25 protein-coding genes and 1 tRNA gene are annotated in these 26,093 nt (G+C 71.4%); 9 read left to right on the plus strand and 17 right to left on the minus strand.

Features of this window, described 5'->3' with window-relative positions:
* The first annotated feature begins 204 nt into the window (after positions 1 to 204).
* Genes VO99_RS19205 through VO99_RS29050 form a run of 3 tightly spaced genes read left to right on the plus strand, consistent with a single transcriptional unit; the run spans position 205 to position 5,818 of the window.
* Positions 205 to 2,097, plus strand: a complete 1,893-nt coding sequence (locus VO99_RS19205) for a LodA/GoxA family CTQ-dependent oxidase (RefSeq protein ID WP_046114529.1) — start codon at positions 205 to 207, stop codon at positions 2,095 to 2,097.
* Complete coding sequence (locus VO99_RS30380) at positions 2,094 to 3,206, plus strand: NAD(P)/FAD-dependent oxidoreductase (RefSeq protein WP_052736461.1); 1,113 nt, start codon at positions 2,094 to 2,096, stop codon at positions 3,204 to 3,206. Before VO99_RS19205 ends, VO99_RS30380 begins: the two co-directional genes overlap by 4 nt.
* A gap of 38 nt (positions 3,207 to 3,244) precedes the next feature.
* Positions 3,245 to 5,818 (plus strand): ATP-binding protein, encoded by a 2,574-nt coding sequence (locus tag VO99_RS29050; protein ID WP_052736462.1) that lies wholly within the window; start codon positions 3,245 to 3,247, stop codon positions 5,816 to 5,818.
* On the opposite strand, the gene VO99_RS19220 is transcribed toward VO99_RS29050, so the two are convergent.
* The 4 genes from VO99_RS19220 to VO99_RS19235 are packed head-to-tail and all read right to left on the minus strand — an operon-like array spanning position 5,734 to position 8,818.
* Positions 5,734 to 6,375 carry an ATP-binding cassette domain-containing protein gene (locus tag VO99_RS19220; protein ID WP_046114530.1) on the minus strand — a complete coding sequence of 214 codons (642 nt, stop codon included), beginning with the start codon at positions 6,373 to 6,375 and terminating at the stop codon, positions 5,734 to 5,736. The two genes, VO99_RS29050 and VO99_RS19220, sit on opposite strands and share 85 nt — an antisense overlap.
* The gene (locus VO99_RS19225; protein ID WP_046114531.1) at positions 6,372 to 7,355 is read right to left on the minus strand and encodes a pseudouridine synthase; all 984 of its coding nucleotides are present in this window, start codon (positions 7,353 to 7,355) and stop codon (positions 6,372 to 6,374) included. Before VO99_RS19225 ends, VO99_RS19220 begins: the two co-directional genes overlap by 4 nt.
* The gene (gene trhO, locus VO99_RS19230; protein WP_046114532.1) at positions 7,352 to 8,203 is read right to left on the minus strand and encodes an oxygen-dependent tRNA uridine(34) hydroxylase TrhO; all 852 of its coding nucleotides are present in this window, start codon (positions 8,201 to 8,203) and stop codon (positions 7,352 to 7,354) included. The genes VO99_RS19225 and trhO overlap by 4 nt, the downstream gene beginning before the upstream one ends.
* A 33-nt stretch (positions 8,204 to 8,236) precedes the next feature.
* Positions 8,237 to 8,818: a DNA-3-methyladenine glycosylase gene (locus VO99_RS19235; RefSeq protein WP_046114533.1), complete on the minus strand. Its 582-nt coding sequence runs from the start codon at positions 8,816 to 8,818 to the stop codon at positions 8,237 to 8,239.
* A 68-nt stretch (positions 8,819 to 8,886) separates the two neighbouring features.
* Between VO99_RS19235 and VO99_RS19240 the strand changes: the two genes are divergently transcribed.
* A complete protein-coding gene (locus VO99_RS19240; RefSeq protein ID WP_046114534.1) occupies positions 8,887 to 9,852 on the plus strand; it encodes a DMT family transporter in 966 nt (321 codons plus the stop codon).
* 27 nt (positions 9,853 to 9,879) lie between these two features.
* Here the strand turns inward: VO99_RS19240 and cobA are convergent, their stop codons facing one another.
* The 7 genes from cobA to VO99_RS19275 form a co-directional block, all read right to left on the minus strand.
* Positions 9,880 to 10,701, minus strand: coding sequence for a uroporphyrinogen-III C-methyltransferase (gene cobA / locus VO99_RS19245; protein ID WP_046114535.1), 822 nt, complete (start codon positions 10,699 to 10,701; stop codon positions 9,880 to 9,882).
* A gap of 235 nt (positions 10,702 to 10,936) precedes the next feature.
* Positions 10,937 to 11,692, minus strand: coding sequence for a DUF6064 family protein (locus VO99_RS19250; RefSeq protein WP_046114536.1), 756 nt, complete (start codon positions 11,690 to 11,692; stop codon positions 10,937 to 10,939).
* A complete protein-coding gene (locus VO99_RS19255; protein WP_046114598.1) occupies positions 11,692 to 12,510 on the minus strand; it encodes an aldo/keto reductase in 819 nt (272 codons plus the stop codon). Before VO99_RS19255 ends, VO99_RS19250 begins: the two co-directional genes overlap by 1 nt.
* 298 nt (positions 12,511 to 12,808) lie before the next feature.
* Positions 12,809 to 12,883 (minus strand) — tRNA-Val (locus VO99_RS19260).
* 61 nt (positions 12,884 to 12,944) lie between these two features.
* Positions 12,945 to 13,652, minus strand: coding sequence for a DNA polymerase III subunit epsilon (gene dnaQ / locus VO99_RS19265; RefSeq protein ID WP_046114537.1), 708 nt, complete (start codon positions 13,650 to 13,652; stop codon positions 12,945 to 12,947).
* Entirely contained in the window at positions 13,649 to 14,449 is an 801-nt protein-coding gene (lgt, locus tag VO99_RS19270) for a prolipoprotein diacylglyceryl transferase (protein ID WP_046114538.1), read from the minus strand. Before lgt ends, dnaQ begins: the two co-directional genes overlap by 4 nt.
* A gap of 5 nt (positions 14,450 to 14,454) precedes the next feature.
* A complete protein-coding gene (locus tag VO99_RS19275) occupies positions 14,455 to 15,375 on the minus strand; it encodes a LysR family transcriptional regulator (protein ID WP_046114539.1) in 921 nt (306 codons plus the stop codon).
* A 104-nt stretch (positions 15,376 to 15,479) separates the two neighbouring features.
* On the opposite strand from VO99_RS19275, the gene ilvD reads away from it, so the two are divergent.
* Positions 15,480 to 17,159 (plus strand): dihydroxy-acid dehydratase, encoded by a 1,680-nt coding sequence (gene ilvD / locus VO99_RS19280; protein WP_046114540.1) that lies wholly within the window; start codon positions 15,480 to 15,482, stop codon positions 17,157 to 17,159.
* A gap of 37 nt (positions 17,160 to 17,196) precedes the next feature.
* On the opposite strand, the gene VO99_RS19285 is transcribed toward ilvD, so the two are convergent.
* The gene (locus VO99_RS19285) at positions 17,197 to 17,445 is read right to left on the minus strand and encodes a TIGR04438 family Trp-rich protein (protein ID WP_046114541.1); all 249 of its coding nucleotides are present in this window, start codon (positions 17,443 to 17,445) and stop codon (positions 17,197 to 17,199) included.
* A gap of 93 nt (positions 17,446 to 17,538) precedes the next feature.
* Here VO99_RS19285 and VO99_RS19290 point away from each other — a divergent pair, with 93 nt between their 5' ends.
* Both VO99_RS19290 and VO99_RS19295 read left to right on the plus strand, forming a co-directional pair.
* Entirely contained in the window at positions 17,539 to 17,853 is a 315-nt protein-coding gene (locus tag VO99_RS19290) for a c-type cytochrome (protein ID WP_046114542.1), read from the plus strand.
* Between the two features lie 81 nt (positions 17,854 to 17,934).
* Positions 17,935 to 18,393 (plus strand): DUF411 domain-containing protein, encoded by a 459-nt coding sequence (locus VO99_RS19295; RefSeq protein WP_046114543.1) that lies wholly within the window; start codon positions 17,935 to 17,937, stop codon positions 18,391 to 18,393.
* 145 nt (positions 18,394 to 18,538) lie between these two features.
* Here VO99_RS19295 and acs read toward each other — a convergent pair whose 3' ends face one another.
* Complete coding sequence (gene acs, locus VO99_RS19300) at positions 18,539 to 20,509, minus strand: acetate--CoA ligase (RefSeq protein WP_046114544.1); 1,971 nt, start codon at positions 20,507 to 20,509, stop codon at positions 18,539 to 18,541.
* A gap of 180 nt (positions 20,510 to 20,689) precedes the next feature.
* Between acs and VO99_RS19305 the strand changes: the two genes are divergently transcribed.
* Both VO99_RS19305 and VO99_RS19310 read left to right on the plus strand, forming a co-directional pair.
* On the plus strand, positions 20,690 to 21,295 hold the full coding sequence (locus tag VO99_RS19305; RefSeq protein ID WP_046114545.1) for a TIGR00645 family protein: 606 nt from the start codon (positions 20,690 to 20,692) through the stop codon (positions 21,293 to 21,295).
* Between the two features lie 23 nt (positions 21,296 to 21,318).
* Entirely contained in the window at positions 21,319 to 21,828 is a 510-nt protein-coding gene (locus tag VO99_RS19310; protein WP_046114546.1) for a DUF2062 domain-containing protein, read from the plus strand.
* Between the two features lie 10 nt (positions 21,829 to 21,838).
* On the opposite strand, the gene VO99_RS19315 is transcribed toward VO99_RS19310, so the two are convergent.
* From VO99_RS19315 to VO99_RS19330, 4 genes are all read right to left on the minus strand, one after another.
* Entirely contained in the window at positions 21,839 to 23,815 is a 1,977-nt protein-coding gene (locus VO99_RS19315) for a TRAP transporter large permease (RefSeq protein WP_046114547.1), read from the minus strand.
* Complete coding sequence (locus VO99_RS19320; protein WP_046114548.1) at positions 23,812 to 24,435, minus strand: TRAP transporter small permease subunit; 624 nt, start codon at positions 24,433 to 24,435, stop codon at positions 23,812 to 23,814. The genes VO99_RS19315 and VO99_RS19320 overlap by 4 nt, the downstream gene beginning before the upstream one ends.
* Before the next feature lie 63 nt (positions 24,436 to 24,498).
* Entirely contained in the window at positions 24,499 to 25,626 is a 1,128-nt protein-coding gene (locus VO99_RS19325) for a TRAP transporter substrate-binding protein (RefSeq protein ID WP_046114549.1), read from the minus strand.
* Between the two features lie 111 nt (positions 25,627 to 25,737).
* Positions 25,738 to 26,091 (minus strand): Na+/H+ antiporter subunit G, encoded by a 354-nt coding sequence (locus tag VO99_RS19330; protein ID WP_046114550.1) that lies wholly within the window; start codon positions 26,089 to 26,091, stop codon positions 25,738 to 25,740.
* Positions 26,092 to 26,093: the final 2 nt, after the last annotated feature.

Below are 26,093 nucleotides of genomic sequence, written 5' to 3' on the forward strand. Positions count from 1 at the left end.
ACGGTGTCAGGGCAGCGGCCCGTGGATCGCAGGAAATGCTGTCGCCCGCAGTACACCATGCCCCTGCCGGGCGTCCATCCCGCTGTTGATGGCGGCGGCCCTCCTGAATCGTGCTGAATCCGCAGTTCAGGACATCTTCAGCATCTTGCCCGGCGCCGCCGCCGCATGGGACAACCCGCGCGACAGCGACCACGGAGACCGCCCATGCCCCACCAAGACCAGATCACCTCGGTGGCCATCCACCCGGCCATCGGCATCGCCCGCGTGGGCAACAGCCCGCAGGGCTGGTTCCTGGGGCCGGAGGCGCCCGGCCAGCCGCGCACGCCGGCCGGCAACTACCGCGACGCGCAGGGCCGCATCCTGCGCCAGGCCGCGCGCTTCCGCCTCTACGGGCTGGACGACGCCGGCCGCGTGGTGCGCGAGATCACCGCGCAGGAGGCCCGCATCGAATGGACGGTGGAGGTGGCCAACCTCAAGGCCGACTGGTTCAACTTCGACCAGGCGCTGGACATCCCCGCCAGCCGCGGCGACCTGCCCGGCACGCCGCCGGTGGCCAGCCTGCGCCGCAACCGCCGGCTGACGGGCGCGGACCGCGCGGGCCTGCGCATCGAGCCCGGCGCGCGCCATATCAGCGGCACCGACACCCACCGCGAGGGCGGCGACCCGCGCCACACCTTCGACAGCGGCTGCTTCATGGGCAGCAAGGTGTACCTGGGCGAGCTGCGCACCGACGAGGCCGGCCGGCTGCTGTTCCTGGGCGGGCGCGGCCAATCATCGTCCTACGACGGCCAGCCGCCGCAGGGCTTCGCCAACAACGACGGCTGGCACGACGACATCTGCGACGGCCCGGTGAATGCGCGCGTCACGCTGGGCGGCGTGACGCACGAGGCCATCGGCGCCTGGGTGGTGGTGGCGCCGCCGGACTACGCGCCGGGCGTGCAGGCGCTGGTCACCGGCTGGGACCTGCTGCGCGACCTGGCGGTGCGCAGCCGCCGCATGTGCCCGCCCGGCCAGCCCGACTACTGGCAGGACATCCATCCGCTGCTGCGCCGCCTGGCTGACACCGAATGGGTGAATGCCGGCTTCGCGCTGCAGTTCGGCTGGGGCACGCCGCAGGACTTCCGCAGCCCCGGGCTGCGGGCCCGGCTGTGCGATCCCGCGCCCGCCTGCCAGCCGCTGCGGCGCGCGGTGTTCCACAGCTTCCGCGAGCCCGGCGCGCCGCGGCTGCAGGCCGACGCCTGGCCGGCGGTGTACGGCGACGCGGTGGTGCTGAACCCGCCGATTACCGACCCGATGAACTGGATGTCCATCACGCCGCTGCAATACGCGCTGCTGCGCCAGTGGGCCGACGGTGACTTCCGGCATGTGCCCGCGCCGCCGCCCGACCTGCCGTTCGACCAGTTGAAGCCGGCCGAACAGGCGCAGGCGCTGGACCGCGCCGCGTTGGAGGAAACCACCGGCGGCCCCTTCCATCCCGGCGCCGAGTTCACCTGGCCGATGCGGGTGGCGCTGATGTACGAGCAGCACGGCCAGCCCTTCCGGCTGCGCCGCCGCCGAGGGCCCGAGCCCGATTTCGGCGACGTGCTCACCGCCAGCAGCGCGTTGGCCGCCGGCGGCCCGCTGGATGGCTGCGTGCCCGGCGGCATCACCCGCTGGATGGCCTGCCCCTGGCAGACCGACACCGCCAGCTGCCTGTCGGCCTACAAGCCCTGGGCGGGCGAATACCTGCCCACCTTCTGGCCCGCCCGGGTGCCCAACGACGTGCTCACGCAGGCCCAGTACGCGGTGGTGATGGACACCGCGCAGCCGCTGGACCAGCGGCTGCAGGCGCTGTCGGCCGCGCGCCGCGAGAAGTGGCTGCGCGGCATCGTGTACGCCAGCAAGGGCCAGCCGCCCGCACTGATCGGCCAGCCCAATCCGCGGGCGGTGTTCATCGAGGCCTGGTCGCAGGTGGGCATCGTGCTGGAGCAGCCCGCCCCCACCGACCTGCCCCTGTGGCCGCCCACCCTGCGGGTGGAAACCGGCCGCCGCATCGGCCCCGCCGCCGCCACCGCGGTGCACTCCCTGGCCGCCCACGACCCGACGCAGGAGCGATGAGCACAGTCCGGCCGCCTGGACGGCAGCTGCCGTTCACCGTGCGCATCATCGGCGACGGCCCTGCCGCCCTGGCCACCGCCATCGGCCTGCTGCAGGGCGGCGTGGCGGTGCGCTGCAGGCCGCCGCGACGCCCCGCCACCGCATCCGCGCTGCCACCGCGGGCCGACAGCCTCTCGCCCGGCGGCCATGCGCTGCTGGCGCGGCTGGGCGTGGCCGAGGCCTTCGCCGCCGACGGCCACCTGCCCTGCCACGCCCATGCCTGCGACTGGGGCCCCGGCGGCCTGCGCCACCTGGACTTCATCAGCCATCCGCAGGGCAGCGCCTGGCAGGTGGACCGCGGCCGCTTCGACGGCCGGCTGCGCGAGCGGGCGCTGGCGCTGGGCCTGCAGTGGGAACCGCCCGACAACACCGAGGCCGCGCCCCCGGTGCAGGCCATAGTGGATGCCAGCGGCCGCAGCAGCCACTTCGCCCGCCGCCAGGGCGCCCGCCGGCTGCGCGGCGACCGCCAGCTGGCCTGGCTGGCCAGCGCGCCGGCCGCCCACGCACCCGGCGACGGCATGAGCCTGGTGGAAGCCACCGCCGACGGCTGGTGGTACAGCGCCCCGGCGCCCGGCGGCCGCTGGAGCCTGGCCTGCTTCACCGATGCCGACCTGCGCCCGTCGCCGGCCCAGGGCCATGCCGGCTGGCTGCAGCGCCTGGCCGCCGCGCCACGCACCCTGGACCGGCTGATCGCCCATGGCGTGGATGCCCGCCATCTGGCCCTGCAGCCCGCCCGGCTGCTGGCCGCCGACAGCAGCCGGCTCGACCGCTTCTGCGGCAGCGGCTGGCTGGCGGTGGGCGATGCGGCCATGGGCTTCGACCCGCTGTCCGCCCACGGGCTGACGGTGGCGCTGCAAAGCGGGCTGCATGCCGCGCAGGCCTTGATCGCGCTGCGCGACGGCGATGCCCAGGCCCTGCCCGCCTATGCCGCGCGCCTGGCCGACGCCTTCGACGCCTACCAGCGCCAGCGCCTGGCGCTGTACCGCGACGAGACCCGTCACGCCTGCCATCGCTACTGGCAGCGCCGCCGCCACGGCGGCTACGATGGCACGACGAGCAGTTCGAACTGACCCCCACAGCAGTTGCGCGGAAGGAGCCGCGCCGCCGCATGAACATGCCCGCCGCCGAACGGCCCGCCTCCCGCCATCTGCTGGGGCGCTTCGAACTGCGCCTGCAGGAACGCCTGCTGCTGGACGACGGCCAGCCGCTGCCGCTGGGCTCGCGGGCCTTCGACCTGCTGGCCGCGCTGGTGGCCGGCCGCGGCCGCATGCTGTCCAAGGACGAGCTGCTGGACACCGTGTGGCCCGGCCTGGTGGTCGAGGAGAACAACCTGCAGGTGCAGGTAAGCAAGCTGCGGCGGCTGCTGGGGCGCGATGCCATCGCCACCGTGGCCGGCCGCGGCTACCAGCTCACGCTGCCGCTGCGGCCCGCCCCGACCGACGAGGCCACGCCGCAGCCGGACACGCCGGCCGCGGCCGCGCCGGTGGCCAGCCTGCCGCCCGAGCGCAGCCCCTTCATCGGCCGCCAGAAGGAGCTGTCGCATTGCCTGCGGCTGATGGCGGACAGCCGGCTGCTGTGCATCGTGGCCATCGGCGGCTGCGGCAAGACGCGGCTGGCCCTGGCGCTGGCACGCCGGCTGGCGCCCGCCACGCCCGACGGCGTGTGGTTCATCGACCTGGCGCCGCTGCACGAGGCGGGTGGCGTGCCGCTGGCCATCGGCGCCGCGCTGCGGGTGTACGAGCAGCCGGGCACGCCGATGATCGACGCGGTGGCCGGCGCCATCGGCCAGCGCCAGATGCTGCTGGTGCTGGACAACTGCGAGCACATGGTGGCCGCGGTGGCGGAGATGGCGGACCAGCTGCTGTCGCGCTGCCCGCGGCTGCAGATCCTGGCCACCAGCCGCGTGGCGCTGTGCCATCCGCTGGAGCGGGTGTATGCGCTGGCGCCGCTGGAAGTGCCGGGCCCGGGCGAGCGGGGCGTGGCCACCGGCTTCGACGCGGTGCGGCTGTTCATCGACCGGCTGCAGTGGGCCGACCCCGGCCACGCGCCCGATGCCGACGAGCTGGCCGCGGTGGTGGACATCTGCCGCCGGCTGGACGGCATCCCGCTGGCGCTGGAGCTGGCCGCGGCGCGGCGCAAGGTGCTCAGCGTGCAGGAGATCCGCGCCCGCCTGGACGACCGCTTCCGCCTGCTGACCGACCTGCCGCGCCACCAGACGCTGCGCGCCACCATCCAGTGGAGCTACGACCAGATGGACCCGGTGCTGCAGCGGCGCTTCCGCGCGCTGGCGGTGGTGGCCGGCCGCTGGACGCTGCACACCGCCGCCGCGCTGGCCGGTGAGCCCGGCGACGGCGAGCTGGACATGCTGGAGGCGATGTCGCGGCTGGTGGACCAGTCGCTGGTGACGGTGCAGGCCGGCCCCGGCGGCGAGACCCGCTACGGCTTCCTGGAGACGGTGCGCGTCTTCGCGCGGGACCGCCTGCGCGACGCCGGCGAGGAGGCCGCCGCCCGCAGCCGCCACCTGGCGCACTACGTGGCCCTGGTGGAGGCCGGCCACCACCGCATGCAGGGCCCCGGCCAGCGCGACTGGCTGCTGCAGCTGGACCTGGAGCGGGAGAACATCCTGCTGGCGCATGCCTGGTGCGACAGCGTGGTGGACGGCGCCCACCCCGGGCTGGTGCTCACCGCCGCGCTGCGCGGCTACTGGCGGATGCGCGGCCTGCTGGGCACCGGCTACCGCCTGGCCTGCCAGGCGGTGGCCCGGGCCAGCCATGGGCCGGCCGGCACGGTGCACGCGCGGGCCCTGGTGGCCACCGGCGAAGCGGCCTACTTCCTGGGCCGCCACGACGAGGCGCTGCCGCTGCTGGCGCGCGCGCTGGCCATGGCCCGCACGCTGGACGATGCCCCGCTGCAAGCCAGCGCCATGATGAGCCTGGGCTTCGCCTGCCTGGGGCTGGGCCGCACCGACGAAGCCCACGGCCATGCCGCCGCGGCGCTGGCGTTGGCGGGCCAGGCGCAGGACGCGCGGCTGCTGGACACCGCGCTGCGCGCCCGCGGCGTGGTGCACCTGGCCGATGCCGCGCCGGTACGGGCCGGTCCGCTCTTCGAGCAGGCACTGGCGCGCTCGCGGGAACGGCAGACGCCGGCGGAGGTGGCCATCAACCTGGTGAACGTGGCCTGGGTGGCGGTGCTGCAGGGCGATGCGCCGCGGGCGCGCGAGACGCTGGGCGAGGCCATCGACGTGGCGACGGACATCGGCCACGAGGGCATCGCGCAGATGACGCTGGACGCCTTCGCCGGCCTGTGCGCTGCCACCGGCGACTGGGACGATGCCGCGCGCTTCCATGGCGCCGCGCAGGCCGGCATCGAGGTGACGCGCCAGCAGCGCCAGCCGGCGGTGCGCACCTGCGTGGCGCCACTGGTGGCGGCCACGACGCAGGCCCTGGGCGCCACCCGCTTTGCCGCGCTGCAGGCCGAGGGCCGGCAGCTGGTGCTGGCCGATGCGGTGCGCGAGGCGCGGCGGCAGCTGTGCATGTCGCCGCTGGCGCTGGTGGCGGCGCTGCCGGCGCGCGGCCGGCCGGCGGCGGCAGGCCCGCTTCAGCCGCCGGTGCCGTCGCCGGGATCGCCCAGCTGGATCAGCCCGGCCAGCGCCACGCCGGACAGCAGCGGCGGCACGCCGTAGTCGGCCACCACCCAGGCGCGCTCGTGGCCTGCGGCGGCCTCGGCCAGCACCTCGCCCAGCACCCGGCTGGAGGGTGCGTCCAGGGCGGCGAACGGCGTGTCCAGCAAGGTGAGCGCCGCGCCGCTGGCGGCTGCGGCCACCAGGCCGACCTTGCGCCGGCTGCCGGTGGACAGCATGTCCAGCCGCTTGTGCAGATGCTCCCGCAGCGCGAACCCATCCAGCAGCGCCTGCTCGGTGGCCGCCTGCCAGCCCGCATGGCGGGCGCGGCGCAGCGCCAGCCATTGCTGCGCAGGCAGCGCGTCGTCGGCCGGGTCCTGCGCATCGTCGGCATACAGCGTGTCGGCATGGCGCTGCAGCACGCCGGCCGTGGGCGCGAGGCGGCCGGCCAGCAGCCGCAGCAGCGTGCTTTTGCCGGTGCCTTCGTCGCCCTGCACCAGCGTGAGGCCGGGGCGCAGCACGAGGTCCAGCCCATGCAGCAGCGGTGGGCCGCCGGGCTCGAAGGCGAAGCCGAGGCCGCGGGCCTGCAGCAGGAGGGGGTTCGGTGGGTGGGTGCTCATGTCGGCGATTCTGCGCAACCGCCGGCGGACACGGCCAGCTGGCGGCGGCTGGTGAAGCAGCGTTCGCGGCCGCTCAGCGGATCGGTGAAGCGGATCTCGCGTGCCAGCAGCTGCAGCGGCCAGCGATAGTCGGGCGGCGCGTCGGCGGTCTCCGCCGGCCACAGCCGCGGGTAGATGCGGTCGCCCAGCAGCGGCAGGCCCAGCGCGGCCATGTGCACCCGCAGCTGGTGGCGTCGGCCGGTGTGCGGCTGCAGCCGGTACAGCGCGATCTCGGCCACGCCGGGCTCGGCCGCACCGGGCGGCGGCGCGCCCAGCCGGGTGACCAGTTCCACGCGGCTGCGGGCATTGGGCTCGCCGGGCACCTCCTCCATCTGCATGAAGGCGTCGCCGGGCCGCTCCTGCAGCCGGCTGGCCACCTCGCAGGGCAGCTGCAGCCCGGGCCGCCACGGCGCGATCGCCTCGTACACCTTGTGCGCGCGGCGCTCTCGTAGCACGGCCTGGTAGGCATCCCGCACCCCGGGCCGCACGGTGAACAGCAGCACGCCGGCGGTCTCGCGGTCCAGCCGGTGCATCGGCACCAGGGTGTCGATGCCCAGCAGGCGCTTCAACCGCACCAGCACGGTTTCCTGCAGCCAGCGGCCGCTGGGCGCCACCGGCAGGAAGTGCGGCTTGTCCACCGCCACCAGGTCGTCGTCCTGGTGCAGCAGTTCGATCTCGAAGGGCACCCGCGGCTCCGGCGGCAGGCTGCGCCAGTACCAGTACACCGCGCCGGGCCGGCAGGCATCGCCGGGCTGTAGCGGCCGGCCCTGCAGGTCCAGCACGTCGCCGCGCGCCAGGCGCTGCGGCCAGTCGGCCACCGCCGGCAGCCGCGCCTGCAGGAAGGCCAGCACGCCGGGCCAGGGCCCGCCGCTGACCGCCACCCGGCTGGGGCTCACGCCGTCGCGCATCGGCGGCGCCCAGGCCACGCGCGGCCGGGTCATGCGCCGCCGGCCGCGGCCAGGCGCAGCGCGCGCTGCAGCCGCCAGGCTTCGTCGGGCTGGCTGGCATCGAACACCTGCGCCGGGCCGGTGGCGGTCTGCTGCAGCCGGGTGTCCAGCGCGGTGCGGTTGTCGAAGACGAAGCACTCGCCCTGCCACTCGCGGTGCGCATCGGGCAGCGCCTCGAAGTAGCCGAGGATGCCGCCGCGCAGCTGCAGCACGGTCAGGCCCAGGCTGCGCAGCCACGGCGCGGTCTTGTCGCAGCGGATGCCGCCGGTGCAGTACATGGCCACCGGCCGGCCCGCGGCCCGCCAGGCGGGTGCATGGGCCTGCACATGGGCCACCAGGTCGCGGAAGTTGCGCACCTGCGGATCGACGGCGCCGCGGAAGCGGCCCAGCCGCACCTCGAAGTGGTTGCGGTTGTCCAGCAGCACCGCATCGCCGTCCTGCAGCAGGCGGCGCCATCCGGCGGGCGTGAGATGGCTGCCGTCGGCCTCGTCCGGCGGCGGCAGGCTCTCGGCGCCGGGCAGGTTCAGCGCCACCAGCTCGGGCCGCAGCACCACCTTCAGCCGGGCATAGGGCGCGGTGCGGCCGTGGCTGTGCCGAAAGGCCAGGCCCCGCAGCGCGCCGCCGAAGGCGGGCGCGGCGCACAGTGCCTGCTCGAAGGCACGCACCGCCTCGGCCGGGCCGGCCACTGCGCCGCTGAGGCCTTCCGGCGCCAGCGTGATGGCGCCGGTGAGGTGCTGCGCCAGCAGGCGCACCGCCTGCGCGGCGGCGGCCGCGTCGGCCAGCGGCGTGAAGCGGTAGAAGCTGCTGTGCAGCAGCGCGGCGGGCGGGGGTCGGTCGGACATGGGGCGCGATTCTGGCGCGGCGATGTAGCCGCCTCAGCGGAACGGTTTGCTCAGGTACCGCGAGTGCGCCAGGCCGAAGCGCCAGGGCACGTCCACCGCCTTGCTGATGCCGATGCGCACGCCCACCGCCACCTCATGCGCCGTGTCGGCCGGCAGCAGCTCGAAGGGCGGTGCCGACAGCGGCCGGCCATCCAGCTCGCGCGTGATGCCCAGCGCCTGCGCCACCCGGCCGGGGCCGGCGCACAGCAGGCGCTCGTCGTCCAGCCCGCGGCGCTGGCGCATGCGGTCCAGTCCCTGCAGCGGCTGCAGCGCGCGGATCAGCACGCCGGCGCCATGCCCGGCCTCGCGGCAGACGAAGTTGACGCACCAGTGGATGCCGTAGGAACGGTAGACATAGGCATGCGCCGGCGGGCCGAACATCGCCGCATTGCGCGGCCGCGGCCCGCCGTGGCTGTGGGAGGCCGGGTCCTCGCGGTCGTAGGCCTCGGTCTCGGCGATGAGCCCGCCGACGCCGTCCACCAGCAGCACGGTGCCGATCAGCTGGCGAGCCACCTCGTGCGCGTCAGCCATGAAATCGATGCCAGCCAGGCGGCTGGAGGGGATGGGATGCTGCATGTCCCCCATTCTGCGTGGCCGGGCACCACGCACCACAATGCACGCCCTTTCCCGGTACCGGCCTTGCAGTGACAGCCCACGCCTTCTTCTCGCGCCCCCGCAACGTGGTGGCGCTCGCCCTGCTCTGCTGCCTGCTGTGGGGCAGCTCCTATCCCGCCATCAAGAGTGGCTACGCGCTGTTCGGCATCGCCGCCGGCGACCTGTTCACCCAGCTGCTGTTCGCCGGCTGGCGCTTCCTGGCGGCGGGCGCGCTGCTGCTGGCCGCCGCTGCCGCGCTGGGCCGCCGGCTGGCACCGGCCGGCGCCCGCGCCTGGGGCCGGCTGGCGCTGCTCGGCGTCACGCAGACCGCGTTGCAGTACCTGTTCTTCTATGTCGGCCTGGCCCACACCACCGGGGTCAAGGCATCCATCCTGAATGCCACCGGCACCTTCTTCAGCGTGATGCTGGCGCACTGGCTGCATGCGGACGACCGACTCTCGCCGCGCAAGCTGCTGGGCTGTGCCATCGGCTTCGTGGGCGTGATGGTGGTGAACCTGGGGCGTGGCCCGCTGGACTTCGAGTTCAGCCTGCTGGGCGAAGGCTGCATCGTGGCCGCCGCCCTGGTGCTGGCCGCTTCCAGCATCTACGGCCGGCGCATTTCGCAGGGCACCGACCCGGTGCTGATGACGGGCTGGCAGCTGGCCATTGGCGGCGCGGTGCTGCTGGCGGTGGGCGAGGCCGGCGGCGGGTCGCTGCACGGCTTCACGCCAGGTTCCTCGCTGCTGCTGGCGTACCTGGCGCTGTTGTCGGCGGCGGCGTTCTCGGTGTGGAGCCTGCTGCTCAAGCACAACCGGGTGAGCCTGGTGACCGCCTTCAACTTCATGGTGCCGGTGTTCGGCACCGCGCTGTCGGCGCTGTTCCTGGGCGAGCAGGTCCTGCAGTGGAAGTACGCGGCGGCCTTGGCGCTGGTGTGCGTGGGCATCTGGCTGGTGACGCAGCAGGCCGCGGCAGCGCGGCGCCCGGCCGCCACGCTGGGCGGGCAGCCGGCACGCTGAGCGGCCGGCCGGGCGGTCGTCCGGCTGTCAGGCCCGCGCGGCCCGCTGGTGCGACGGCGGCGCCGCCTCGCGCAGCGCGGCCAGTGCTGGCGCCAGCACACGGCCAATCACCAGCACCGCCGGGCTGCCGATGCCGTCGCGGGCCAGCGAGTCCACCAGGGTGTCCAGCGTGGCCACGCTGCTGCGCTGGGCCGCGGTGCTGGCATGCTGCACCGCCGCCGCCGGCAGGTCGCCGGGCAGCTGCTGGCGCAGGGCCTGCACGATCTGCGCTGCATGCGCCACGCCCATGTAGACCACCAGCGTGATGCCGCTGGCCGCCGCGCCGGCAATGGCCTGCCAGTCCGGCCCCGCGCTGCCGGCCTGGGCATGGCCGGTGACCAGCAGCACGCCCTGCGCGCCGGCATCGCGGTCGGTCCAGCCGGTGCCCAGCGCATTCACCGCCGCCAGGCCGGAGGTGATGCCGTTGACCACCTGCACCGGCACGCCGGCCGCCTGCAGCGCAGCCATCTCCTCGCCGGCGCGGCCGAACACCAGCGGGTCCCCGCCCTTCAGTCGCACCACCTTCTCGCCCGCCAGGGCCTCGCGCACCAGCAGCTTGCAAATGAAGTGCTGCGGCGTGGAAGCGCAGCCGCCACGCTTGCCCACGTGCACCAGCCGCGGCGGCCGGGCCATGTCCTGCAGCACGGTGGCCAGCACCTGTTCGCTCACCAGGTCGTCCACCAGGATGACGGTGGCTTCGCGCAGCACGCGCACCGCCTTCAGCGTCAGCAGTTCGGGGTCACCCGGGCCGGCGCCCACCAGGTGCACGGGGTGGATCACGGGCGCTGCGGTGTTCATCGGGGCATGCATGGTCGGTTCTCCGTTCAGGCAGGCAAGGCAGGCCTGCCATGCCGCGGCGCGCCCGGGGCACGGGCCGCAGGCAGGAAGGCAGGTGGGGTGTGGGCGCCGGCGCTGCCGCGGCAGGTACGGCAGGCGCGACGAAGGGGCGCCGCAGGCGGTGCGTCTTTACACCGCCCGCCAGCCGATGCAGGTTCCATGCCCGGCGCAGCGGGCCAGGCTGGTGCATGGCGCGCTGCGCCGCAGTTCAGAGGCCTGCTGCGTCGGCCGGTATCTGCCTCCTGGCAGCCCGGCCGCGCCGTAGCAGCCACGCCGCCAGCCCAAGCGCCGCCGCCGGCACCAGCGCCTGCGCCGAGCCCAGCGTCCACAGCGTGGCAGCCGACACCAGGCACCACGCGACCGGCACCGCCCACAAAGCCAGCGCCAGCAGCGCATGGCGCAGCGGCCCGCACCACAGCAGCAAGCCCAGGCTGGCGATTGCCGTCGGGTCCGGCGCCAGGCCGAACAGCTCCGCCTGCTCCGGCGGCCGGCCCGACGCCCAGGCCAGCAGGGGATGCAGCAGCAGCGCCGCGGCCATCAGCAGCACGCCGCCGACGCGCCGACGGTGCAGCGGCGCCGGCAGCTGCACCGCACCGGGGGGCACCGCCAGCGCACGGGCGCCGGCCGCGGCCAACAGCAGCCAGGCCATCGCCTGCCAGGCGAAGCCGGCGGCCATCGGCACGGCCGCCCAGTTGACCGGCGCATAACGCTGCAGCACGAAGGCCCAGCCGGCATGCACCCAGGCCAGCGCCAGCCACAGCGCCCCGCCGCGCAGCAGCAGCGGCGCGGCCGCCATGCCACGGGCCACGCCGCGGGCCGCGGCCACCAGCAGCACCAGGCCGGCTGCCATGAACAGCAGCGCCAGCGGCCAGGCCGCCTGGTTCAACAGCTCGAACAGCCGCCAGTAGGTGCGCGGCGCGAACATCAGGAAGTCCGACGGCCGGTAGCTCCACCATTCGGACATCACAACGCCTGCACGTCGGCCGCCATGCGCCGGCGCAGCGCCGCGTCGGGCAGCGGGCCGTGCGCGGCGGCCAGGTTCTCCCGCACATGCGCCACCTGGCTGGTGGCCGGTATGGCGCAGGTGACGGCCGGATGCGACAGCACGAACTTCAGCGCCACCTGCGCCCAGCTGGTGCAGCCGAGGTCGCCCGCCCAGCCAGGCAGCCGGTGGCGCCGCAGGTCGTCCAGCAGCGCACCCTGGCGAAACGGCCGGTTCACCAGCACCGCGATGCCGCGGTCACGCGCCAGCGGCAGCAGCCGCTGCTCCGCCTCGCGGTCCATCAGGTTGTAGCTGAACTGCACGAAATCCAGCGACTGGGTGCGCATCAATTGTTCCAGCTCGGCATGGCGCCGGCCTTCGGAGGTGGTGATGCCGATGTAGCGCAGCCGGCCCGCGGCCTTCATCTCCGCCAGCCGCGGCAGGTGCGCCTGCCAGCCCAGCAGGTTGTGCACCTGCATCAGGTCGAAGCGCGGCACGCCCCAGAAGCGGCGCGATGCCTCGATTTGCGCGGCACCGCGTTCGGCATCGCCCACCCACACCTTCTCGGCCGAGAACAACCGCGGCTGCGGCCCCACCCGCGCGAGCGCATGGCCGATGGTGGGCTGCGACGAGCCGTACATCGGCGAGCTGTCGATCAGCCGCCCGCCATCGGCGAAGAAGGCCCGCACCACCTCCGCGCAGGCATCCCGCGCCGCGGCATCGTTGCCGACGTTGAAGGTGATCCAGGTGCCCAGGCCCACTGCCGGCAGCATTTCGCCGCTGGAGGGCACGGGCCGCATCAGCAGCCCGCCCGGTGGCGTCGCAGCGGTGGCCGCGCCACCGATACCGGCCCCGGTCCACACAGCCAGCGGCCAGCCCAGGCCATGGGCCAACAAGCGGCGACGGCCTGGCATCGAGGGTGACGGGGGCGGGCAGGCAGGCACGGCAATCCTTCCGATGGGTGCGCGGGTTGCGCACTGGCCAGTTGGAGGCGATGCGGCAAAGCAGGTTCCTGCGCCGGGCATGGCCGAGGCCGCGCTACATACGACAACGCCACCCGGTGGGTGGCGTTGGTCGTAGATCCTGCGGCAAGGAATCTGGTGGGCGGTGCAGGGTTCGAACCTGCGACCCCTGCCGTGTGAAGGCAGTGCTCTACCGCTGAGCTAACCGCCCGGAAATCTGCGGCGTTTGTTGTTCTTCTCGTGTTCCGGCAAGCCTCGCAGTATGCCACAACTCAAGCGCTTGCCAACTGCCTCCACAAAGTTTTTCCGCCGCTGGCCTTGTCCAGCTCGCCCAGCAGCGCTTCATGGGCCGTCAGTTCCTCGGCGCTGGGCTCGAGCACCACCAGCTCGAACACCGAGAAGTCGATCGGCGCGGCCGCCAGCGCGCCGCTGCCTTCGCTGCCCACGTCGATCACCAGGCTTTCCTGGCCGCGCGTCATGCGGATGTAGACCTCGGCCAGCAGCCCGGCGTCCAGCAGCGCGCCGTGCAGCGTGCGGTTGCTGTTGTCCACCTCCAGCCGCTTGCACAGGCTGTCGAGCGAGTTGCTCTTGCCCGGGAACATGTCGCGGGCCATGAGCAGCGAGTCGGTGACGCGGCCCACTTGCTGCGTGAAGCGCGGCCGGCCCAGCCGGCGCAGTTCCTCGTTGAGGAAGCCGACGTCGAAGGCCGCGTTGTGGATCACGATCTCGGCGCCGGCCAGGTACTCCATCAGCTCGTCGGCGATGGCCGAGAACAGCGGCTTGTCCGCCAGGAATTCGTCGGTCAGGCCGTGGATCTTGACGGCGTCTTCCGAGTTCTTGCGCTCGGGGTTCAGGTAGAAGTGCTTGTTGTGGCCAGTCAGGCGGCGGCTGACCATCTCCACGCAGCCGATCTCGATGATGCGGTCACCGCTCTCGGGGCTGAGGCCGGTGGTTTCGGTGTCGAGGAAGATCTGTCTCATGCGTTCTTGCTCCTGCCGGCGCGCAGCCACAGCACGATGCCGGCGATCACCATCGGCACGCACAGCCACTGGCCCATGCTCATGTTCAAGGCCAGCAGCCCGAGGAAGCTGTCCGGCTCGCGGAAGTATTCGGCGATGAAGCGGAAGCTGCCGTAGCCGATGAGGAAGGCACCCGACACCCGGCCCGTGGCATGCGGCCGCCGTGCATACACCCACAGCAGGATGAACAGCAGCACGCCTTCCAGGCTGAACTGGTAGAGCTGCGACGGATGGCGCGGGATGTCGGTGCCCGACTGCGGGAACACCATCGCCCACGGCAGCGAGGGGTCGGCGGCGCGGCCCCACAGCTCGCCGTTGATGAAGTTGCCGATGCGCCCGGAGGCCAGCCCCAGCGGCACGCAGGGCGCGATCAGGTCGGTCACTTCGAAGAAGGGCCGCTTGCGGCGCCAGGCGAAGAACCCCATCGCCACCAGCACGCCCAGCAGCCCGCCGTGGAAGGACATGCCGCCCTTCCACAGCATCAGCATCTCCAGCGGATGCTGCAGGTAGTAGCCCGGCTTGTAAAACAGCGAATAGCCCAGCCGGCCGCCGACGATCACGCCCACCACGCCGAAGAACAGCAGGTCCTCCACGTCGCGGCGCGTCCAGCCGAGTCGGGCGTACTGCGGCTGGCGGGTGCGCAGCGTGGCCAGCCACAGGAACAGGCCGAAGGCCACCAGGTAGGTCAGGCCGTACCAGTGGATGGCCAGCGGGCCGAGCTGCAGCGCGATCGGATCGAATTGCGGGTGGACGAGCATCCGGTTCAACTCCAGGGAAGGGGCGGCGATTGTCGCTGCGCCGGCGCATCGCCCATCACGTGGTCGACGAAGCGTTGCACCACCGGGGGCGCCGGCTCCGGCCACAGGAGGCTGGTCTGCGCTTCCAGCCGCACGCCCTGCACCGCCCGGTACACCACGCCGGGGCGCTGCAGCTGGCTCAGGCTTTGCGGCACCCAGGCCACGCCCATGCCGCCGCTCACCAGGTTGACGATGGTCTGCATCTGGATCGCTTCCTGCGCGATGCGCGGCGTGAAGCCGGCGCCGCGGTAGGCCGCCACCACGGCATCGAACAACGACGGCGTGATCTGTCGCGGAAAGATGACCAGCGGCTCGGCCGCCGCATCGGCGAAACGCAGCGTGCGCCGCGCCGCCAGCGGATGCGCGGCCGGCAGCACCAGCTGCATCGGCTCGGTGAGCACCGTGCGGGCGCCGAAGCCGGGCGGCGCGGCATCGGGCGCATGCAGCACGAAGCCGGCGTCGATCTCCTCGGCAGCGAAGGCGGCCAGCTGCACGTCGAGCGTGGCCTCGCGCAGCTGCACGTCCACCTCCCGATGCGCCTGGCGGAAACCGCGCAGCCACTCGGGCAACGGGCCGTAGGCGATGCTGGACACGAAGGCCAGCCGCAGCAGGCCGGAGCGACCGGCCGCGGCAGCACGCACCGCGGCCGGAAGCGCATCGGCCGCGCGCAGCAGGCGCCGCGCCTGGTCGAGCAGGGCCTCGCCCGCCGGCGTCAAGGCCACCGAGCGCTTGGTGCGCAGGAACAGGGCCACCTCCAGCTCCCGCTCCAGCGCCTGCACCGCCTGCGTCAGCGGCGGCTGCGTCATGTGCAGGCGACGTGCGGCGCGGCCGAAGTGCAGCTCCTCGGCCACGGCCACGAACTGGCGCAGCGGGCGCAGGTCGATCAAGTTCGATTCCCCCGGTGAATCAATCGCAGGCGACAAATATATTGGACGCTTGCAAAGCCGCTGCGGATACTGCGCGACCCCGCCTTCCGCCAGGAGACACACCGATGAGCTTCAACCGCCGCTCCAAGAACATCACCGAAGGCGTCGCACGTGCGCCCAACCGCTCGATGTACTACGCCCTCGGCTACCAGGAGAGCGACTTCTCCAAGCCGATGATCGGCGTGGCCAACGGGCACTCCACGATCACGCCCTGCAACTCGGGCCTGCAGCGCCTGGCCGATGCGGCGGTGGAAGGCCTGAAGGCCGCGGGCGCCAATCCGCAGATCTTCGGCACGCCCACCATCAGCGACGGCATGGCCATGGGCACCGAGGGCATGAAGTACAGCCTGGTCAGCCGCGAGGTGATCTCCGACTGCGTGGAGACCTGCGTCGGCGGCCAGTGGATGGACGGCGTGCTGGTGATCGGCGGCTGCGACAAGAACATGCCCGGCGGCATGATGGGCATGCTGCGCGCCAACGTGCCGGCCATCTACGTGTACGGCGGCACCATCCTGCCGGGCCGCTACAAGGGGCAGGACCTCAACATCGTCAGCGTGTTCGAGGCGGTGGGCCAGTTCAGCGCCGGCAAGATGGCCGAGGAAGACTTCTGCGAGATCGAGAAGCGCGCCATCCCGGGCAGCGGCTCCTGCGGCGGCATGTACACGGCCAACACGATGAGCTCCTCCTTCGAGGCCCTGGGCATGAGCCTGCCGTACGCCAGCACCCAGGCCAACGTGCAGGACGAGATCGTCGAGACCACGCGCCGTGCCGCGGCCACGCTGGTGGAGGCGGTGAAGAAGGACCTGAAGCCGCGCGACATCGTCACCAAGCAGGCCATCGAGAACGCGGTGGCGGTCATCATGGCCACCGGCGGCTCCACCAATGCGGTGCTGCACTTCCTGGCCATCGCCCATGCGGCCGAGGTGGACTGGACGATCGACGACTTCGAGCGCGTGCGCCGCAAGGTGCCGGTGCTGTGCGACCTCAAGCCCAGCGGCCAGTACCTGGCGATCGACCTGCACCATGCCGGCGGCATCCCGCAGGTGATGAAGGAACTGCTGGACCACGGCCTGCTGCACGGCGACTGCATGACCATCACCGGCAAGACGGTGGCCGAGAACCTGGCCGACGTGCCGGCGCTGACGGCCGACAACAAGGTGATCCGGCAGGTGAGCAATCCGCTGTACAGCGAAGGCCACCTCGCCATCCTCAAGGGCAACCTGTCGCCCGAGGGCTGCGTGGCCAAGATCACCGGCCTGAAGAACCCGGTGATCACCGGCCCGGCCCGCGTGTTCGACGACGAGCAGTCGGCGCTGGCCGCCATCATGGCCAACCAGATCGTCGCGGGCGACGTGATGGTGCTGCGCTACCTGGGCCCCAAGGGCGGCCCGGGCATGCCGGAGATGCTGGCCCCCACCGGCGCGCTGATCGGCCAGGGCCTGGGCGAAAGCGTGGGCCTGATCACCGACGGCCGCTTTTCGGGCGGCACCTGGGGCATGGTGGTGGGGCACGTGGCGCCCGAAGCCTTTGAAGGCGGCACCATCGCGTTGGTGAAAGAAGGCGACTCCATCACCATCGACGCCCATGCGCTGAAGCTCGAGCTGAACGTGCCGGCCGACGAACTGGCGCGCCGCCGCGCCGAGTGGAAGCAGCCGGCACCGCGCTACACCCGCGGCGTGCTGGCCAAGTTCGCAAAGAACGCCGCCAGCGCCAGCCACGGCGCGGTGCTGGACCGCTTCGAGTAAGCAGCGTGAACCGCCGGGCGCAAGCCCGGCGCAGTGCTTACTTGCGCGGCTTGCGCCGCGTGTCCAGGCCGAGGTCTTCGAGCTGCCGCTGGCGCCGGGTCTGCTTCTTCTGCTCCATGCGGTCCATGGCCTTGCGCTGGGTGTAGCCGAACTTGTCGGCCCAGGCCCACCACAGTGCAGCAGCGGCAAACGGGCTCAGCACCCACCACCAGGAAAGCGTGGCCACGGGTCCCAACTCGGCCAGCTTCAGGCCGATGAGCAGCACGCCCAGCGCGATGAACCACATCGTTACCGCTCCTTGCCGTCAACGCGGCGCCCTAGAATCCCGTTCGAGTCAATGTACCGCACGACCACAGCCATCGCCTGTCGAAAGGAACCCATGAACGCTCGCATCTCCGCCCTGTCCGCCGCCGCCCTTGTGGTGGGCGCGGTGTCTCCCGCCTTTGCCAGCGCGGAGCTGGCGCAGAAGAAGAACTGCATGGCCTGCCATGCCACCGACAAGAAGCTGGTGGGCCCCGCGTACAAGGACGTGGCCGCCAAGTACGCCGGCGACAAGAAGGCCGTGGACGCCCTGGCCACCAAGATCCAGAAGGGTGGCGCCGGGGTGTGGGGCGCGGTGCCGATGCCCGCCAATCCGCAGGTCAATGAAGCCGAGGCCAAGCAGCTGGCCACCTGGGTGCTGTCGGTCAAGTAAGCCGGCCGCATCACTCAGGCATGCACAAGGGCCCTGTCGGGCCCTTTTTGCTTTCCGCCCACCGTGTCGAAAGGAAACACCATGAAGCGTCGCGACGTTCTCAGTGCACTGGCCGGCGCCGCCGTGCTGCCAGCCGCGTGGGCCAAGGCCGGCATGCCGTCGGTGCAGGTGTTCAAGGACCCGAACTGCGGCTGCTGCGGCGCCTGGGTGCAGCACCTGGAGAAGGCCGGCTTCCAGGTGAAGGTGACGGAAGTGACCGATACCGCGGCCGCGCGCAGCAGGCTGGGCATGCCGTCGAAGTTCGGCGGCTGCCACAGCGCGACGGTGGAAGGCTACGTGATCGAAGGCCATGTGCCCGCGGCCGAGATCCAGCAGCTGCTGCTCAAGCGCCCGGCCGCGCTGGGACTGGCGGTGCCGGGCATGCCGGTGGGCTCGCCCGGCATGGAGATGGGACCGCGGGTGGATCCCTACGACGTGCTGCTGATCGACCGGCAGGGCGGCGCGAAGGTGTTCGCGCGCTACCCGAAGAAGTCCGTGTAGCGCGCTGCCCCGGCTCAGTTCGTCTCCGACAACTGATCCAGGATGGCCGGGTTGTGGTGCCTGCCCACATCGCTTCGCGATATGAGCAGGCCCCGGAACCAGGCCCGCGCCTGCCGGCGCTGCGGCGCTGGCGCGCCGCCCCGGATCAGTTCGTCTCCGACAACTGATCCAGGATGGCCGGGTTCTCCAGGGTCGAAGTGTCCTGGGTGATGGCTTCGCCCTTGGCGATGGAGCGCAGCAGGCGGCGCATGATCTTGCCGCTGCGGGTCTTGGGCAGGTTGTCGCCGAAGCGGATGTCCTTGGGCTTGGCGATCGGGCCGATCTCGCGGCCCACCCAGTTGCGCAGCTCGGCGGCGATCTTCTTCGCCTCCTCGCCCGTGGGGCGCGGCCGCTTGAGCACCACGAAGGCGCAGATGGCCTCGCCGGTGGTGTCGTCGGGGCGGCCCACCACCGCGGCTTCGGCCACCAGCTCGGTGCAGCTCACCAGGGCCGATTCGATCTCCATGGTGCCCATGCGGTGGCCCGACACGTTCAGCACGTCGTCGATGCGGCCGGTGATGGTGAAGTAGCCGGTGTGGGCATCGCGGATGGCGCCGTCGCCGGCCAGGTAGTAGCCCTTGAGCTCCGGCGGGTAGTAGCTCTTCTTGAAGCGCTCGGGGTCGCCCCAGATCGTGCGGATCATGCTGGGCCACGGCTTCTTCACCACCAGGATGCCGCCCTGCCCGTTGGGCACGTCGTTGCCGGTCTCGTCGACGATGGCCGCGGTGATGCCCGGGAACGGCAGCGTGCAGGAACCCGGCACCAGCGGCGTGGCGCCCGGCAGCGGCGTGATCATGTGGCCGCCGGTCTCGGTCTGCCAGAAGGTGTCCACGATCGGGCAGCGACCGCCGCCGATGTTCGCGTGGTACCACTCCCAGGCCGCCGGGTTGATCGGCTCGCCCACCGAGCCCAGGATGCGCAGGCTGCTCAGGTCGTAGCGCCTGGGGTGCACCGCCTCGTTGCCCTCGGCCGCCTTGATCAGGCTGCGGATGGCCGTGGGCGCGGTGTAGAAGATGGTGACCTTGTGGTCCTGGATCATCTTCCAGAAGCGGCCGGCGTCGGGGTAGGTGGGCACGCCCTCGAACACCACCTCCGTGCCGCCGAGCGCCAGCGGGCCGTAGGTGATGTAGCTGTGGCCGGTCACCCAGCCGATGTCGGCGGTGCACCAGAAGATGTCGTCGTCCTTCAGGTCGAAGGTCCACTTCGTGGTGAGCGCCGCATGCAGCAGGTAGCCGCCGGTGGAGTGCTGCACGCCCTTGGGCTTGCCGGTGGAGCCGGAGGTGTAGAGCAGGAACAGCGGATGCTCGGCCTCGACCCATTCGGGCTCGCAGGCATCGGCCTGCTGCGCGGTGAGCTCATGCATCCACAGGTCGCGGCCGGCGGTCATCGGCAGCTCGGCGCCGGTGCGGCGCACCACCAGCACGTTCTTCACGCTGTCGCAGCCGCCGAGCGCCAGCGCCTCGTCGACGATGGCCTTCAGCGGCAGGTGCTTGCCGCCGCGCACCTGCTGGTCGGCGGTGATGACGGCCACCGCGCCGGTGTCCTCGATGCGGTCGCGCAGGCTTTGCGCCGAGAAGCCGCCGAACACCACCGAATGCGTGGCGCCGATGCGTGCGCAGGCCTGCATCGCGGCCACGCCGTCCACCGACATCGAGATGTAGATGACGACGCGGTCGCCCTTCTTCACGCCCAGGCTCTTCAGGCCGTTGGCGATGCGGCAGGTGCGGGCCAGCAGTTCCTTGTAGCTGGTGCGCGTGACCTCGCCGCCATCGGCCTCGAAGATCAGCGCGGTCTTGTCGCCCTTGCCGGCCTCGATGTGGCGGTCCAGGCAGTTGTAGGAGGCATTGAGGGTGCCGTCCTGGAACCACTTGAAGAACGGCGCATTGGCGTCGTCCAGCGCCTGGGTGAAGGGCTGCTTCCAGGTGATGAACTCGCGCGCCAGACGCGCCCAGTAGGCCGCATGGTCGGCCTCGGCCTCGTCGACGAGGCGCTGGTAGGCCGCCATGCCCGACACATGCGCGCCTTCGCGCGCAGCGGCGCTGGGCTCGTACAGCTTGGATTCCTGGTTTTCACTCATCGTTTGTCTCCGTAGTGCGTCTCGACCGCTTCGGGCGCACTGTGGCCGCTGCGCCTGACGAACGGCTTACTCTAAGCGCGGCGCCGCCGTCCTGGAATGCCCGGGCTTGCGCCGGATCAAGCCGGCGGGGCGCCGCATAAACTCCCGCCTTCGTTACACATCGCCTGCCCGCATTCCCCCATGGCCCAGTTGCCCGATCCGACCGCCGTTCGCATGCGTCCGCTGCCGAACCTGATCTTCGCCAGCCGCTGGCTGCAGCTGCCGCTGTACCTGGGCCTGATCCTGGCGCAGTGCGTCTACGTCTTCCACTTCTGGGTGGAGCTGGTGCACCTGATCGAAGCCGTGTTCGGCGACCGGGCCGCGCTGGACAAGCTCATCTCCAGCATCGGCTACAAGACCGACGTGCCCGTCACCTCGCTGAACGAGACGGTGATCATGCTGGTGGTGCTGGCTTTGATCGACGTGGTGATGATCTCCAACCTGCTCATCATGGTGATCGTCGGCGGCTACGAGACCTTCGTGTCGCGCCTGCGGCTGGAGGGCCACCCCGACCAGCCCGAATGGCTGAACCACGTCAACGCCTCGGTGCTGAAGGTGAAGCTGGCCACCGCCATCATCGGCATCAGCTCCATCCACCTCTTGAAGACCTTCATCAATGCCGCCAACTACACCGACAAGGTGTTGATGTGGCAGACCATCATCCACATCGCCTTCCTGTTCTCGGCGCTGGCCATCGCGCTGGCCGACCGGATCATGACCCCCTCCCACGCACCGCGCGATCACTGAAGGCCGCTTCGGCACCATCCACCATGCGCTGGCTTCCCACGCGAGAAGACATCCTGCAGTCCCGCTGGCTGCAGCCGGTGGCCCACCACCTGCACGACGACCGGCTGTGGCACCTGGAGCGTGGCTGCGTGGCCCGCGCCGTGGCCATCGGGCTGTTCTTCGGCCTGCTGCTGCCCTTCGCGCAGTTCCTGGCGGCGGCAGTGTTCGCCGTCTGGCTGCGGGCCCACCTGGGGGTGGCCGCCGGCGCCACCTTCGTGACCAATCCGCTCACCTTCGCGCCCCTGTACTGGCTGGCGCACCGCATCGGGCAGGCGGTGCTGGGCGCGCCGGACGACGAAGCCGCGGCCGACGCCGTCAGCCGCCAGGTGGAGGCCGCGGCCGCCCACCAGGGCTGGCTGGCCGCCGCCTGGGACACCGTGCAGGGCGCCGGCGCCCCGCTGGTCGTCGGCCTCGCGGTCATGGCGGTGGCCGCCTCGGTGCTGGGCTTCCTGGCGGTGTGGTTCCTCTGGCGCCCACGCCGCCCCGCCGCCTGACCATCGCCGCCTAACGCCCGTACAGCACCTGCGGCAGCCACAACCCGATCGCCGGGAACTGGTACAGCAGGATGATGGCCAGCACCTGGATGCCCATGAACGGGATCATCCCGGAGAAGATCTGGTTCAGCGTCACATGCTTGGGCGCCACGCCCTTGAGGTAGAAGGCGGACATCGCCACCGGCGGGCTCAGGAAGGCGGTCTGCAGGTTCAGCGCCACGAGCAGGCCGAAGAACAGCGGATCGACGCCGAAGTTGTCCAGCAGCGGCACGAAGATCGGCATGAAGATCACGATGATCTCGGTCCATTCCAGCGGCCAGCCCAGCACGAAGATGATGACCTGGCTGAGCACCAGGAACTGGGTCTTGGTGAGGTTCATGCCCAGCACCCACTGCTCCACCAGTTCCTGCCCCCCCAGCAGCGCGAAGGCCGCCGAGAAGATGGCCGAGCCGACGAACAGCCAGCACACCATGGCCGAGGTCTTGGCGGTGAGGAAGACCGACTCCTTGATCACCGTCATGTTCAGCCGGCCGTAGGCCGCCGCCAGCAGCATGCCGCCGAAGGCGCCCACCGCGGCCGCCTCGGTGGGCGTGGCCAGGCCCATCACGATGGAGCCCAGCACCGCCAGGATCAGCACCATGAGCGGGAAGAAGCTGGCCAGCAGCATCTTGAAGATCTCCAGCCGCGCGAAGCTCAGCAGCGCATAGAACACCAGCATCGCCACGCTGGCGATGGCCAGGGTGACCCAGAAGCTGGTGGGCGCGGGCCGGGTGGTGGCCTCGGCCGCCGCATCGGGCGGCGCGGCGCCGCCGACGGCGGACGCCTCGGGCGGCGCCGGCAGCGGCGGCGCGGAGGCCACGGCCGCTGCTTCGGGCGAGGTCGGCTCGGCCAAGCCGCCTTCGGACGGCGGCTCCGCCAGCCCGCCTTCGCTGGGCGGCTCGGCCAGCCCGCCCTCGCTCGGCGGCTCGGCCAGGCCGCCTTCGCTGGACGAGCTGCCGTCGCCCGCGCCGATCTGCTGCAGCCCGTTGTCGGCTTCGGCCGGTGCTACCCGTGTCACGGCCTGGTAGCTGGTCAGGGCCACCACCGCGAACAGCACCGCCGGCATCAGCGCGACGAACAGCTGGCGCAGCAGGTAGCCGGCGGGCACGTCGGCGTTGCGGCGGCCCTTGAGGGCACCGACCAGCGCCGGCAGCGCATGCATGCCGCCGCGGGCGCCCAGGGCCACCAGCGGCGCTGGCAGCGGCACCACCCGGTCGGCGGCCGACAGCGGCGGCGCCAGGCTGGGCTTGATCTTGGCCAGGATGATCACGTAAAGGATGTACAGCCCCGCCAGCATGATGCCGGGCAGCAGCGCGCCGGCATACAGCTGCACCACCGACACGCCGGCGGTGGCGCCATAGACGATGAGCAGCACCGAAGGCGGAATGAGGATGCCCAGGCAGCCGCCGGCCGTGATGGCGCCGGCCGACATCGGCACGCTGTAGCCGGCCCGCAGCATCTGCGGCAGCGCCAGCAGCCCCATCAGCGTGACCACCGCGCCGACGATGCCGGTGGCGGTGGCGAACACCGCGCAGGTGACCAGCGTGGCCACCGCCAGCGAACCCGGCACGCGGGCCAGCGACAGGTGCAGGCTCTTGAACAGCTTCTCGATCAGGTTGGCCCGCTCCACCAGGTAGCCCATGAAGACGAACAGCGGGATCGAAATCAGCACGTCGTTGGCCATGGTCTTGTAGGCCGCCTGCACCATCAGGTCCAGCGTGCGGTTGGCGTCCCGCTCGTAGGCCAGCCAGGTGAACAGCATGCCCATGCCCATCAGCGTGAACGCCGTGGGAAAGCCCAGCATGATGGCCACCACCACCAGCGCCAGCATCACCAGCCCGATGTGGCCGTTGGTGATGGTGGGCACGCTGACCAGCATGCCCAGCACCAGCACCACGATGATGGCCATCAGGCCGAAGCCGAACCAGAGCTCCTTGCGCAGCTTCATGCGCGGCTCCCGGCATTGCGGTCATGCGCGCGGCCGGCGGCCTCCACGTCGTCGTCGCTCACGTGCACCATCTCCTTCAGCTTGTCCACGTCCACCTCTTCCACATCGTGTTCCCGTGTCGGCCAGGCGCCGGTGCGCAGGCAGATCACGCAGCGGGCGATCTCCACCAGCCCCTGCAGCAGCAGCACCGCGCCGGCCAGCGGTATGACGAACTTGAACGGGTACAGCGGCAGCGCATCGGCCGAGAAGGTCTGCTCGCGGATGGCCAGCGACTCCTGCGCAAAGGTCCAGCCGGCCCAGGTGAGCGCGACGATGCCGGGCAGGAAGAACAGGATGTAGAGCACCAGGTCGATGGTGGCCTGGGTGCGCGGCTGGAAGAAGCCGTAGAGCACGTCGCCGCGCACATGGCCGTTCTTGCTCAGCGTGTAGGCGCCGGCGGTCATGAACAGGGTGCCGTACAGCATGATCTGCGCATCCAGCACCCAGGCATGCGGCTTGTTCAGCGCATAGCGGGAGAACACTTCCCAGGTGATCAGCAGCATCAGCATGACCACCGTCCACGCGAACGCCTTGCCCACGAAAGTGGAGAAGCGGTCTACCGCCCACAAGCTCTTCTGCATCACGACTCCGGCAAACAGACAAAGGGCGCCGGCAAGCGGCGCCCCGGTGGTTCCTGACGCGGGTCAGGTCTTTCTGCCGCGGCCGAAGTAGTGGTTGAAGGCCATCTTGAAGTCGACCGTGTAGTCGTTGTGCCACTGGCCGGCGCGCTGCGCGAAGGCACGCTGCGAATCCAGCACCTTCTTGAACATCGGGTTCTCGCCGGCCTTCTTCTCCACCGTCTTGTCCCACGAGGCCAGCTGCGCGCGCAGCACCGCATCGGGCGTCTTGTAGAACTTGATGCCCTGCTGCTTGAGCGCCTCGTAGTCCTTGGAATTGCGCTCCACGGCCTTCCAGCTCATGTCGGCGCTGGAGGCCTGCACCGCGTAGTCGATGATGGCCTTCAGCTCGGGCGCCAGGCCCTCGAGCTTGCCCTTGTTGAACAGGATCTCGAACTGCTCGCCGCTCTGGTGGAAGCTCTGCAGCATGCAGTTCTTGGCCACGTCGGGGAAGCCCAGCACGCGGTCGCTGGAGGCGTTGTTGAACTCGGCCGCATCGATCAGGCCGCGGTCCAGCGCGGGCACGATCTCGCCGCCCGGCAGCGGGTTCACGGCCGTGCCCATGTCGGTGAACACGTCCACCGCCAGGCCCACGGTGCGGAACTTCAGGCCCTTCATGTCCTCCACCTTGGCCACCGGCTTCTTGAACCAGCCCAGCGGCTGCACCGGCATCGGGCCGTACAGGTACGAGACCACGTCCAGGTTCAGGCTCTTGTAGATTTCGTCCACCAGCGCCTTGCCGCCGCCGTAGTAGTGCCAGGCCAGCACCATGTTGGCGTCCATGCCGAAGCCCGGGCCCGAGCCCCACAGCGCCAGCGCGGAGTTCTTGCCGTACCAGTAGGCGATGACGCCGTGGCCGCCATCCAGCGTGCCCTTGCTCACCGCGTCCAGCAGCTGGAAGGCCGGCACCACCGAGCCGGCGGGCAGCACCTCGATCTTCAGGCGGCTGCCGGCCATGTCGTTCACCTTCTTGGCGAAGTCCTGGGCGTACTCATGGAAGATGTCCTTGGCCGGCCAGGTGCTCTGGAAGCGCAGCGTGGTGGTCTGCGCCTGGCTCACCGCCGGCGCTGCCAGGGCCCCGACGGCTGCACTGCCTGCAGCGGCGTTCTTGAGGAAGCGGCGGCGCGGTGCCGGAGCCGGGGCTTTCTGGGTCATTGCGATGTCTCCTGAACTTCAACGGACGATGCGGAGTTCGACTATCGAAGCTAGGCATTGACACCGGCAACTGGAGGTAACCCGCGACCGCGGGTAATTCCGCCGCGCAGATCAGTGGTGGTCGAGGTCTTGGGGCACCGGCGCGGTGGAAGCCAGCCGCAGGTGCAACGCGGCCATGGCCATCATCTGCGCCGACACCGGCGCGGTGATGAAGATGAAGAGCGTGATCAGCAGCTCCCGCAGGAACCATTCGCCCTGCCCCGCATGCCACAGCATGCTGGCCAGCAGCACGCCGCCCACGCCCAGCGTGCTGGCCTTGGTGGGCGCATGCAGCCGCATGTAGAAGTCGCGGAAGCGCACCAGGCCGATGGCCCCCACCAGCAGGAACAGCGCCCCCACCACGAGCAGCGCGGCGATGGCGCCTTCCAGCAAGGGGTTCAGGACGATCGATTCGGTATTGCCCATGT

Source organism: Aquincola tertiaricarbonis (assembly GCF_000969605.1).
GTDB classification, from domain to species: Bacteria; Pseudomonadota; Gammaproteobacteria; order Burkholderiales; family Burkholderiaceae_C; genus Aquincola; species Aquincola tertiaricarbonis.